The sequence below is a fragment of the Pseudomonas sp. FSL W5-0299 genome (genome assembly GCF_005930655.1).
Classification (GTDB): Bacteria; Pseudomonadota; Gammaproteobacteria; order Pseudomonadales; family Pseudomonadaceae; genus Aquipseudomonas; species Aquipseudomonas mandelii.
The window spans coordinates 650,363-662,456 of sequence record NZ_RXHX01000001.1 but is presented as its reverse complement, the minus strand read 5'-3'; the positions used below and the strand labels follow the sequence as shown (position 1 = coordinate 662,456).

7 protein-coding genes are annotated in these 12,094 nt (G+C 60.5%); 3 read left to right on the top strand and 4 right to left on the bottom strand.

The annotated features are described in order from the left end of the window. The first annotated feature begins 539 nt into the window (after positions 1 to 539). Positions 540 to 1,703, top strand: a complete 1,164-nt coding sequence (locus FHL16_RS03090; RefSeq protein ID WP_010463443.1) for a type III PLP-dependent enzyme — start codon at positions 540 to 542, stop codon at positions 1,701 to 1,703. Between the two features lie 75 nt (positions 1,704 to 1,778). Here the strand turns inward: FHL16_RS03090 and FHL16_RS03085 are convergent, their stop codons facing one another. Together FHL16_RS03085 and FHL16_RS03080 are read right to left on the bottom strand one after the other, a co-directional pair. Further along, positions 1,779 to 2,555, bottom strand: coding sequence for a tetratricopeptide repeat protein (locus FHL16_RS03085; RefSeq protein WP_077747400.1), 777 nt, complete (start codon positions 2,553 to 2,555; stop codon positions 1,779 to 1,781). Then, positions 2,552 to 3,232: a Fe2+-dependent dioxygenase gene (locus tag FHL16_RS03080; protein WP_077747399.1), complete on the bottom strand. Its 681-nt coding sequence runs from the start codon at positions 3,230 to 3,232 to the stop codon at positions 2,552 to 2,554. The genes FHL16_RS03085 and FHL16_RS03080 overlap by 4 nt, the downstream gene beginning before the upstream one ends. Positions 3,233 to 3,438: 206 nt before the next feature. Here FHL16_RS03080 and FHL16_RS03075 point away from each other — a divergent pair, with 206 nt between their 5' ends. Together FHL16_RS03075 and FHL16_RS03070 are read left to right on the top strand one after the other, a co-directional pair. Beyond that, a complete protein-coding gene (locus FHL16_RS03075) occupies positions 3,439 to 5,754 on the top strand; it encodes a TonB-dependent receptor (protein WP_077747398.1) in 2,316 nt (771 codons plus the stop codon). A 230-nt stretch (positions 5,755 to 5,984) separates the two neighbouring features. After that, positions 5,985 to 8,513, top strand: coding sequence for a PepSY domain-containing protein (locus tag FHL16_RS03070; RefSeq protein ID WP_077747397.1), 2,529 nt, complete (start codon positions 5,985 to 5,987; stop codon positions 8,511 to 8,513). Between the two features lie 131 nt (positions 8,514 to 8,644). Here the strand turns inward: FHL16_RS03070 and FHL16_RS03065 are convergent, their stop codons facing one another. Both FHL16_RS03065 and FHL16_RS03060 read right to left on the bottom strand, forming a co-directional pair. Further along, a complete protein-coding gene (locus FHL16_RS03065; protein WP_077747396.1) occupies positions 8,645 to 10,186 on the bottom strand; it encodes an alkaline phosphatase D family protein in 1,542 nt (513 codons plus the stop codon). A gap of 164 nt (positions 10,187 to 10,350) precedes the next feature. Beyond that, positions 10,351 to 12,090, bottom strand: coding sequence for a PTS fructose-like transporter subunit IIB (locus tag FHL16_RS03060; protein ID WP_077747395.1), 1,740 nt, complete (start codon positions 12,088 to 12,090; stop codon positions 10,351 to 10,353). Between the last annotated feature and the right edge of the window lie 4 nt (positions 12,091 to 12,094).

Sequence of the window (12,094 nt, the reverse complement as noted above, 5' to 3'; positions counted from 1 at the left end):
GACCGCACGACGGAAGCGTGCAAAAACGCGACATTTTTTGTTGATCTCAAGCCCCTCACGCCCTAAAGTTCGCGCCGAACGTCCATGCTGGAAACGATCCATCCGGCTCAAGTACTGACGACGAGACAGCAAGGCCAAGGGAAAGCACCGCCTCCCGTGGCCTTTTTGCTTTCGGCGACATGCCTTGGGAAGTAGGCGAACCAAAGTGGGGATACGGAGGACGTTCAGGAGGGTGTGTCATCAATGAAATCACGAGTGCGCCGGAGCCTGCTTTGTGCGCAGGGCAAGGCGCGAGGCCCGCGGTTTGGTTGTTCCAAATAAGGGACGAGCAACGCAGCCTTGCGCAAAAGCAGGCCCGGCCCTTCGGGTTGTGCCTGAGCGCGCGCCATGCTGCGTTGCAGGCCTTGCGAAGGGAATGACCATTAGCGGCGGCCTGCGCCTTGCCTGGCACGCGCTCAGGCGCAACGCACTCGCGATTTCATTGATGACACACCCTCGCACCCATTGTTAATTTCAGTTTGCCAGTAGGAGTTCCCAGCATGTCGATCAACGTCGAAGACTATTTCGCGCGCGATACCTTCAACAAAATGAAGGCGTTTGCCGACAAACAAGAAACCCCGTTCGTGGTGATCGACACCGCGATGATCAGCCAGGCCTATGACGACCTGCGCGCCGGTTTCGAATTCGCCAAGGTCTACTACGCGGTCAAGGCCAACCCAGCCGTCGAAATCATCGACCTGCTCAAAGAGAAAGGCTCGAACTTCGACATCGCGTCGATCTACGAGCTCGACAAAGTGATGAACCAGGGCGTTGGCCCGGATCGCATCAGCTACGGCAACACCATCAAGAAATCCAAGGACATCCGCTACTTCTATGACAAGGGCGTGCGTCTGTATGCCACCGACTCCGAAGCAGACCTGCGCAACATTGCCAAGGCTGCGCCGGGTTCGAAAGTCTACGTGCGCATCCTCACCGAAGGCTCGACCACGGCTGACTGGCCTTTGTCGCGCAAATTCGGCTGCCAGACCGACATGGCCATGGACCTGCTGATCCTCGCCCGCGACCTGGGCCTGGTGCCTTACGGCATCTCGTTCCACGTCGGTTCACAACAGCGCGACATCAGCGTCTGGGACGCGGCGATCGCCAAGGTCAAAGTGATCTTCGAACGCCTGAAAGAAGAAGACGGCATCCACCTCAAGCTGATCAACATGGGCGGCGGCTTCCCGGCCAACTACATCACTCGCACCAACAGCCTGGAAACCTACGCCGAAGAAATCATCCGCTTCCTCAAGGAAGACTTCGGTGATGACCTGCCGGAAATCATCCTGGAGCCAGGCCGTTCGTTGATCGCCAACGCCGGCATCCTGGTCAGTGAAGTGGTGCTGGTGGCGCGTAAATCCCGTACCGCCGTCGAGCGTTGGGTTTATACGGATGTGGGCAAGTTCTCCGGCCTGATCGAAACCATGGACGAAGCGATCAAGTTCCCGATCTGGACCGAGAAGAAAGGCGAGATGGAAGAAGTGGTCATCGCCGGCCCAACCTGCGACAGCGCCGACATCATGTATGAGAACTACAAGTACGGTCTGCCGCTGAACCTGGCCATCGGTGATCGTCTGTACTGGCTGTCGACCGGTGCCTACACCACCAGTTACAGCGCGGTTGAATTCAATGGCTTCCCGCCGTTGAAATCGTTTTACCTGTAAGCGCTGAAGCGACAATCAAAAAGCCCATGACATGTCATGGGCTTTTTTGTGTCTGAAAACTTCTCCCCCGGCACTCTACAGCGCTTGCAGGGGGACGAGCTCCCGCTCAAGGTCGGCGCAGCGCTGAGCGTAATCGGTAGCCAATTCGCGAACTTGCCCGTTCTGCGCAGTCAACAACGTCTGACTCGCCACCCGCAGGAAATTTATATTTCCGCCGTCCCGCGCCTTGCGTAACCAACGCAGCGCTTCTTCGATATGCCCCTCGTCGGCCAGCACAGCGGCATGACTGAACTGCCCACGAAAATCACCACCGACCGCCGAGCGTCGATACCACTCACGCGCAGCTTGCGGATCCGCCGGACAGCCCCGTCCTTCTTCCAGATAACGACCGAACAGGTTCATCGACTTCGCATGGCCCAGTTCTGCGGCGCGACGATAAAGACTCAGCGCTTGCACCTGATCCTCCATCACACCTCGCCCGGTCGCCAGCAGATTGGCGTAGTTGTACATCGCCCAATCCAGCCCGGCGTCGGCGGCGATTCGATAATGCTGCGCGGCAACCGAAGCGTCCGCCGCACACCCCCAGCCATGTTCATGACAACGACCGAGCATGTTGCGCGCCATCAGATGCCCGCGCCGGGCGGCAATCCCGAACCAGCGCACGGCCAGCGGCTGGTCCTGCCCGATGCCCTTCCCGTCCAGCAGAATCTGCCCTAGCAAGGCTTGAGCATCGAGAATGTTTTCACGGGCAGCGATCAGAATCGCCTGGGCTGCACGAGCGGGGCTTTCTTCCAGCATGGCTTTGAGGGAATCACCGTCGAGGACTTCCTCGCGGCGCAATTGGAAACTCATACGTCGACCCAACGACGCAACAGGTTGTGATATGTGCCCGTGAGGCGGATCAACGACGGGTGATCGGGCATGTCCTGAGTCAATTGCTGGATCGCCCCGTCCATCTCGAACAGCAACGCGCGCTGACTGTCTTCGCGCACCAGGCTTTGGGTCCAGAAGAACGACGCATAGCGGGTGCCGCGGGTGACGGCGTTGACCTTGTGCAGGCTGGTGCCGGGATACAAAACCATGTCGCCGGCCGGCAATTTCACGCGCTGGGTGCCGAAGGTGTCCTGGATTTCCAGTTCGCCGCCGTCATAGTCCCCCGGTTCGCTGAAAAACAGCGTCGCCGACAGGTCGGTGCGGACCCGCTCGATACCGCCCTTGGGCTGACGCACGGCGTTGTCGATATGGAAGTCGAAACTGCCGCCCGCCGTGTAACAGTTCAGCAACGGAGGAAACACTTTGTGCGGTAAAGCCGCGGACATGAACAGCGGATTTTTCCACAGCCGCTCAAGCATCGCCGCCCCCACTTCCTTGGCCAGAGGATGACCTTCAGGCAGCTGCAGGTTGTGCTTGGCTTTGGCCGACTGGTAGCCGGCGGTGATTTTGCCATCGGCCCAATCCGCCTGCTCCAGAGCCTCGCGGATGCGCTGCACTTCTTCTTTCGCGAACACGCCGGGAATGTGCAGCAGCATGGGAGGACACCTGGAGGTAAAGAGGCGGCAATGGTATTGATTCTTATTGACTGTGTAAAACCCCCACGACGAACCAATCATCAAAAACCGTAAGGTTAAATTGTAAAGAATGTAAATTCCTCGCGAATAGTAACGTTTCGCAATTGATACAAATACGCGTCTACCCTATATTCCGCGGCCTCAAATCCTTGGGGAGGGGAATTCACATGTCACGCCAACACTCACATTTACCGGTCAGTTCACCGCGTTTGCTCGCGTCTGCAATTGGCGTGGCGATCACGGCCGGTTCTGCCGGCCACATGGTTTTCGCAGCCGAAAAGGCCGACGAAAAAGCGCCGGGCAATGCGATTTCCCTGGGGGCGACCTCCATCACTGGCGAAGCCCAGGATGCGACTTCCTACAACGTTGAAAAAGCCTCCTCGCCCAAGTACACCGCACCGCTGGTGGACACACCGCGCTCGGTCACCGTCATCCCGCAGCAAGTGCTCAAGGACACCGGCGCCCTCAATATGCAGGATGCGCTGCGCACCGTTCCGGGCATCACCTTTGGTGCCGGTGAAGGTGGAAACCCACAAGGCGACCGTCCGTTCATTCGTGGTTTCGACGCGCAAGGCGATACTTATCTGGACGGTGTGCGTGACACCGGTTCGCAGAGCCGCGAGATCTTCGCCGTAGAGTCCATCGAAGTCAGCAAAGGTCCGAACTCGGCCATTGGCGGCCGTGGCGCGGCGGGCGGCAGCATTAACCTGGTGAGCAAAAAGGCCCACTTGGGCGACTCGTTCGACGGTGGTTTTACCTGGGGTTCGGACCAGACCCAGCGTTACACCCTGGACGGCAACTACCAGTTCACCGACACCGCCGCTGGCCGTCTGAACCTGATGAGCCACGAAAGCAATGTCGCCGGCCGTGACAGCGTCGACTACGACCGCTGGGGCATCGCGCCATCGCTGGCATTCGGCCTGGGCACCGACACCCGGGTCAACCTCGATTACTACCATCTGGAAAGCAACGACACGCCAGACTCGGGCATTCCGTACACCATCCCTGTCGCAGGTTCCGCCGCCCGCACCAAGTCGAATCCGGACAAGCCGTTCGCCGGCGGCGATCACAGCAACTTCTACGGGCTGGATCGCGATTTCCGCAAGGGCCGCACCGACACGGCAACCTTTGCCATCGAGCACGACCTGAGCGATGCGCTGACCGTCAAGAACACCCTGCGCCACGGCAGCAGCATGCAGGATTACATCCTGACCCAGCCGGACGACAGCAAGGGCAACGTGAACAACGGCAGCGTCTGGCGCCGGGCCAACACCCGCGTGAGCAACACCGAGACCACCACGAACCAGACCGATCTGTTTGGTGACGTCTACATTGCGGGCTTCAAGAACAGCTTCGCCACCGGCATCGAGCTGAGCCGCGAGGAAAGCCAGAAATCCTCGTACAACGTCAACGTCGACACCACCCCGAGAACCGCGGCGTCGACCACCAACTGCTCGCCGGCACTGATCGGCGCGCCAAGCGGCTACAACTGCACCTCGCTGGCCAACCCGAACCCGAACGACCCATGGAACGGTGCGATCTCGCGGAACTACGCCGGCACTGATACCGAGTCCGATACCTACGCGTTGTATGTGTTCGACACCCTAGAGTTGTCCGAGCAATGGCTGGTGAACATGGGCCTGCGTTACGACCATTTCGACACCAAATACAAAACCTACAACGCATCCAGCGTGACCACCTCCAAAGGGGATGACGTCAGCGAGTTCGTGACCGGCCAGTTCGGCGTGGTTTACAAACCGGCCGAAAACGGCAGCATCTACGCGTCCTACGCCACCTCCGCCACGCCACCGGGCAACACGCTGGGCGAAGGTCAGGAAGGCAACCCGTTGGGCGGCACGCCGGATCGCAACGGCAATCTGCTGAGCAGCGACATGGAGCCGGAAACCACCAAGAACTACGAAATCGGCACCAAGTGGGACTTGCTGAACGATCGCCTGTCGTTGACCGCCGATATCTTCCGCACCGAGAAAGACAACGCCCGCGTCCAGGTCGACACCACGTCCTATGAAAACGCCGGTAAAACCCGCGTGCAGGGCATCGAATTGTCGGCCAGCGGCAAGATCACCGAAAAATGGCAAGTCTTCGCCGGTTACGCCTACATGGACAGCGAGCAAATAGACGGTGGCCCGCTGGGTAAAGCCAACGATGGCAACGAACTGCCGAACACCCCGAAAAACAGTGCCAGCCTGTGGACGACCTATCAGGTCACGCCGAAGCTGACCATCGGTGGTGGTGCGTTCTATGTCGACGACGTCTTCGGCAGCGTGGCCAACACCACCATGGTCGAGTCCTATGTTCGTTACGACGCAATGGCTGCCTACAAGTTGAGCAAAAACGTCGACCTGCAACTGAACGTGCAGAACCTGACCGACGAAACCTACTACGACAAAGCCTTCTCGACCCACTTCGCCAACCAGGCGGCGGGCCGCACGGCATTGCTGAGCACCAACTTCCACTTCTGATCAATGTGAGAGCGAGCCTGCTCGCGAATGGATGGTTGCCGCATCTCATCTGTGGCGACGGCTACAGCCTTCGCGAGCAGGCTCGCTCCCACATAAAGCAGCCGGCGATATAAGGTCAGGCCCCGTTCATCTGCATGAACGGGGCTTTTGTACGTAAAAAGAATGTTTCTCAGCAACCCACGGCATAATGCGCGCCGTGATGATTATTTCGAACGAACAAGGCGAGCGACGTGTTGAAGAAAACCCTGTTCCAGTTGCACTGGTTTTTCGGCATCAGTGCCGGGCTGGTCCTGGCCCTGATGGGCATCACCGGGGCGATGGTGTCGTTTGAGGATGAGATCCTCAGCGTGCTCAATCCTTCTGTGTTGCAGGTCGAGAAGCAAGTTGCCGGCGTCCTGCCGCCCGCCGAACTGGTGGAAAAAATCGAGGGCGCCTCCGGCAAGAAAGTCGCGATGCTCTGGGTCGAGACCGACAGCGGCAACGCCGCGCGGGTGAGTTTCACCCCGCCACCGGGCGAACGCCGGGGCGAGATGCGCTACTTCGATCCGTACACCGCCCAGTTCATGGGTGAAGCCATCGGTCAGGACTTCTTCGGCCTGATGCTGCAACTGCACCGCTTCCTCGCCATGGGCGATACAGGGCGGCAGATCACCGGGGCCTGCACGCTGATCCTGGTATTTTTCTGCCTGTCCGGCCTGTACCTGCGCTGGCCGCGCCAATGGAAAAACTGGCGCGCCTGGCTGACCCTCGACTGGAAGAAAAAGGGCCGCAGTTTCAACTGGGACCTGCACTCGGTGGCCGGCACCTGGTGCCTGGTGTTTTACCTCCTGTCAGCGCTGACCGGGTTGTCCTGGTCCTATGAGTGGTACAACAAGGGTTTGACCCAATTGCTGTCCGACTCTCCGCAGAACGAGCGCGTGCGCGGCGGTCGAGGTCCTGCCCCAAGCGGCCCGGCGCCCACCGCCGATTACGCCGCCATGTGGAGCAGCATCTACAGCGCCGCAGGTCCGGCACTCAGTGCCTACAACATCCGCATGCCGCCCGTGGCCGGCCAACCGGCGACGGTCTTCTACCTGTTGAACTCCTCGCCCCATGACCGTGCGCTGAACCAGATCAGCCTCGATCCGGCCACCGGCCTCGTCAAACGGCATGACCGTTACAGCGACAAGAGCCTCAAGGCACAACTGCTGACCAGCATTTACGCGCTTCACGTGGGCAGTTACTTCGGCATCGTCGGGCGGATCATCCTGACCCTCACCGCGCTGACCATGCCGCTGTTCTTTGTCACTGGCTGGTTGTTGTACCTGGACCGTCGCCGCAAGAAAAAGCAGATCAAGGACGCCCGCAAAAACTTCGCGCAAACGGGCAACAATGCGCCAGCCTGGTTGATCGGCTTCGCCAGCCAAAGTGGCTTTGCCGAGCAACTGGCGTGGCAAACTGCCGGGCAATTGCAGGCGGCCGGCCTGCCGGTAAAAGTCCAACCCTTGGCGAATGTCAGCGAACAGGATTTGCGTGAATCCAGCAATGCGCTGTTCGTAGTCAGCACCTTCGGCGACGGCGAAGCGCCGGACAGCGCCCGCGGTTTCGAACGCAAGGTGCTGGGCCAGGCGTCGAACCTGGAAAGCCTGAACTACGCGGTATTGGGTCTCGGTGATCGCCAATATCAACACTTCTGCGGCTTCGCCCGACGCTTGCACACCTGGCTTGGCGAGCATGGCGGCAAGACGTTGTTCGCCCCAGTGGAAGTCGACAGCGGCGACCCTTACGCCTTGCGTCACTGGCAGCAGCAACTCGGCCTGTTGACCGGGCAAGCACCGGTCGACACCTGGCAGGCGCCGAGCTACGACAACTGGACCCTGACCCGCCGCGAGCTGATGAACCCGGACAGCAGCGGCTCACCGGTGTACTTGCTGGGCCTCACCGCACCGACCACCAGCAGTTGGCTGGCGGGGGATCTGGTGGAAGTCCTGCCCCGCAATTGCCCGTGGGCAATCGAGCATTTCCTTGATGGCCTGGGTATTGAAGGCCGGGCGATGGTGACCTTCAATGGCTTGTCGCAACCGCTGGAGCACGCCCTCGCCAGCCGACAACTGCCGGAAAACAGAACCCATCTGGTCGGCCTGCACGCTCAGGCACTGGTCGATGCACTGGTGCCGTTGGCCATGCGCGAATACTCCATTGCTTCGATTGCGGCTGACGGCATTCTGGAACTGATCGTGCGCCAGGAAATGCACACCGATGGCAGCCTGGGCATCGGCTCCGGCTGGCTGACCGAACACGCTCCCGTGGGGGGCACCATCAGCCTGCGAGTGCGGCGCAACAGCGGGTTTCACCTGCCGACCGAGCCGGTGCCGATGATCCTGCTGGGCAACGGCACCGGGCTGGCTGGACTGCGCAGTTTGCTCAAGGCACGCATTGCCGATGGGCAGCAACGGCATTGGCTGCTGTTCGGTGAGCGTCATCGGGAATACGACTATCTGTGCCGCGATGAGCTTGAGGAATGGCTGACTTCAGGCGACCTGGAGCGACTGGACCTGGCGTTCTCGCGGGATCAGGCCGAGAAGATTTATGTGCAGGATCGGCTACGTGAGTCGGCCGATCTATTGAAGCAATGGCTGGCTGACGGCGCCGTGATTTACATCTGCGGGAGCTTGCAGGGAATGGCATCAGGGGTGGATCACGTACTGAATGAAGTGCTCGGGATTGCAGAAGTCGACCGCCTCATCGAGCAGGGTCGCTACCGCCGCGACGTCTACTGAACCACCACAATCCCTGTGGGAGCGAGCCTGATCGCGAAAGCGGTGGGTCAGACAACGACGCTGTTGAATGTGAAACCGCATTCGCGAGCAGGCTCGCTCCCACATTGGTTGTGTGTTGTTGGTGGAAACGGTCAGGCTGGCTGAAGCTTGCGCTCAAACACCGCCACCCCATCCAGATCCCGCAACACCACACTCATCTCCCCCGTCTGCCCATCGATATTCACCTCGCCAAAAAACTGGAACCCGGCAAACGGCGAGGTGTTCTGCGCCGGTGGTGCTTTCTCGAAAACCACCTCGGGCCCGAAGGTCTTGTCCAGCGGATTGGGTCCGAAGCTCCCGGCATTCAATGGCCCGGCCACAAATTCCCAGAACGGTTCGAAGTCCTGGAATGCGGCGCGGTCCGGGTGGTAATGGTGGGCTGCGCAGTAATGCACATCGGCCGTCAGGAACACGTAATTGCGCACCTGCTGCGCCCGTAAAAAGCCCAAGAGTTCAGCGATTTCCAGTTCACGTCCCTGGGCCGGTCCGGGATCACCGTTGGCCACTGCTTCCCAGCGTGCCACACCGGGGCTGACTTCTCCGTCGGGGACGCCGAGGCCGATCGGCATGTCGGCGGCGATGACCTTCCATTGAGCACTGGAGGCTTTTAACGAAGCCTTGAGCCAGTCGAGTTGCTCACGACCGAGAAACGGTTTGGCAGTGCCGAGGTTGTCGTCATTGGCTTCGCGATAGCTGCGCATGTCCAGCACGAACACATCCAGCATCGGCCCGTAGCTGAGCTTGCGATAAATCCGCCCGCCGCCATCGGCGCTCTGCAAACGCATGGGCGCATATTCGAGCCAGGCCTGGCGGGCGCGACCGACCAGGCTGTGGATATCTTTGCTCTTGTAGCGCTCATCCAATTGCTTGCCCGGTGACCAGTTGTTCACCACTTCGTGGTCATCCCACTGCCAGATCTGCGGGACTTCGGCGTTGAAGCGACGGATGTTCTCGTCCATCAGGTTGTAGCGGTAGTTGCCGCGATAATCGTCGAGTGTCTCGGCGACCTTGCTCTTGGCTTCGCTGGTGATATTGCGCCACACCCGGCCGCTTTCGGTGGCCAGTTGCGCCGGCACCGGGCCGTCAGCGTAGATGGTGTCGCCGCTGTGGATAAAGAAGTCGGGCAGGCGCAGACGCATGGCTTCGTAGATGCGCATGCCGCCAATGTCCGGGTTGATGCCGAAGCCTTGGCCAACGGTGTCGCCGCTCCAGACAAAACGGAGGTCGCGCCGGGTTTGCGGCACGCTGCGCAAATGACCGAACCAGGGTTCACTGGTGACACCGCTTTGGGCGTCTTCGAAATACACGCGATAGAAAATCGCCTGATCGGCCGGCAGCCCCGTGAGCTCGACCCGTGCGGTGAAATCGCTACGCGCATCGGCCAATGGCGAGACGAATCGGCGTGGGTTGCCAAACAGGCTGCGGGTGTCCCATTCGACCACCATCCGCGCCGGTCGGTCGCTGCGGCTCCAGATCATCGCCCGATCGCCCATCAGATCGCCGGACTGCACGCCATCGGTGAGCTGCGGACGGTCCTTGACCGAGGCGATGACGGCCGGCGCCAGCCCTGGAAGCAATAGCCCGGCGCCGACGGCTTGCATGACACGGCGACGGCCGAGGTCGAATTCGCTCATGGTGTTCTCCCTGAAAAGGAAAACTAAAGCACGTGCGCATGAAACCGGTGTGACACCGCCCCCCCTGTAGGAGCGAGGCTTGCCCGCGAAGGCGATCTTACAGACACCTATTTGTTGAATGTTAAACCGTCTTCGCGGGCAAGCCTCGCTCCTACAACGTGGTGTCAGGCTTTGGCGGGTTCGAGTGCCATCTCAACAGCTTCCGGCCGCTTGAGCAGCGCATACGCCACCGCCGTCAGCAGGCTCCCCGCCACAATCGCCAGCAGATACAACAGCGCATGGTTGATCGCATTCGGGATCGCCAACACAAACAACCCACCGTGCGGCGCCATCAGTTTGCAGCCGAAATACATCGACAACGCACCGGTCAGCGCGCCACCGGCAATGCTCGCCGGAATCACTCGCAACGGGTCTTTGGCGGCAAACGGAATCGCCCCTTCGGAGATGAAACACAGCCCCAATACCAGCGCCGCTTTACCGGCCTCGCGCTCGGTCTGGGCAAATTTGCGCCGTGCGATAAACGTGGCGATGCCCAAGCCAATCGGCGGCACCATACCGGCGGCCATGGTCGCGGCCATCGGGGCATAACTTTGCGAGGCCAGCAGCCCCACCGAGAACGCATACGCGGCTTTGTTGATCGGCCCGCCAAGGTCGACGCACATCATCCCGCCGAGCAGCACACCGAGCAGAATCGCGTTGGTGGTGCCCATGCTGTCGAGGAAGTGCGTGAGCCCTTCGAGCATCCCCGCCACCGGTTTGCCGACGATGTAAATCATCACCAGGCCGGTGAACAGGCTCGCCAGCAACGGGATGATCAGAATCGGTTTCAGTGCCTCAAGACTTTGCGGCAAGCGCGCATAACGATTGATCGCCTGCGCCGCATAACCGGCAATGAAACCGGCAATGATCCCGCCGATAAAACCGGCACCGAGGGTGCTCGCCAGCAGGCCACCGATCATTCCCGGCGCCAGGCCCGGACGGTCGGCGATCGAGTAGGCGATGTAACCCGCCAGCAGCGGCACCATCAACTTGAACGCGGTCTCGCCACCGATCTGCATCAGAGCGGCGGCGAGTGTGCCTTCCTCCTTGAATGCGGAAATGCCGAACACGAACGACAAGGCGATCATCAGACCGCCCGCCACCACCATCGGCAGCATGAACGACACGCCCGTCAGCAGGTGTTTATAGACGCCGGTCTTCTCTTGTTTGGCCGGGCCTTTGGCACCGGTCGAAGCGGTTTCCTGCTTGCCTTCGGCCAGCGCTTTATTCAGCGTCGCCTCGGCTTGCTTCAACGCAATGCCAGTACCGCAACGGTAGATTTTCTTGCCGGCAAAACGCTCGGTGGCGACTTCGATATCGCACGCCAGCAGCACCACATCGGCATCGGCAATCGCTGCAGCGCTGAGTGGATTGCGCGCACCGACCGAGCCTTGGGTTTCCACTTGCAGGTCGTAGCCCAGACGCTTGGCCGCTTGCTGCAAGGCTTCGGCCGCCATGAACGTGTGAGCGACACCGGTCGGACACGCCGTGATCGCCACCAGGCGTGGCGCGTTTTGAACGGTGGTAGCAGGTTGCTCGACAGCTTCGGGCGCGACATACACCTGAGCTTCTTCAGCCCCGCGTCGTAGCACCGCTTCGACATCCTGCAGGGCATGCGCGGGCGTGCTCTGGAACACTTTCTTGCCGATGAATCGCGACATCTCCACCGGCGCACTGGTGACCAGCAACACCCACTCGGCCGCTTCAATCGTGGCAGCCGACAGCTGACGTTCCGGATGCGCGGCATCGACCACTTCGACGCTGGTGCTCCAGCCCTGACGCTGGGCCGCTGCATCGAGCAAACGGGCGCACAGCACACTGGTGACCATGCCGTTCGGGCAGGCCGTAACAATGGCTAGTTTCATGACA

Bases quoted from the DNA above. Each gene is read 5' to 3' on its own strand.
- FHL16_RS03090 (WP_010463443.1), top strand. From the start codon at position 540: ATGTCGATCAACGTCGAAGACTATTTCGCGCGCGATACCTTCAACAAA.
- FHL16_RS03085 (WP_077747400.1), bottom strand. From the start codon at position 2,555: ATGAGTTTCCAATTGCGCCGCGAGGAAGTCCTCGACGGTGATTCCCTC.
- FHL16_RS03080 (WP_077747399.1), bottom strand. From the start codon at position 3,232: ATGCTGCTGCACATTCCCGGCGTGTTCGCGAAAGAAGAAGTGCAGCGC.
- FHL16_RS03075 (WP_077747398.1), top strand. From the start codon at position 3,439: ATGTCACGCCAACACTCACATTTACCGGTCAGTTCACCGCGTTTGCTC.
- FHL16_RS03065 (WP_077747396.1), bottom strand. From the start codon at position 10,186: ATGAGCGAATTCGACCTCGGCCGTCGCCGTGTCATGCAAGCCGTCGGC.
- FHL16_RS03060 (WP_077747395.1), bottom strand. From the start codon at position 12,090: ATGAAACTAGCCATTGTTACGGCCTGCCCGAACGGCATGGTCACCAGT.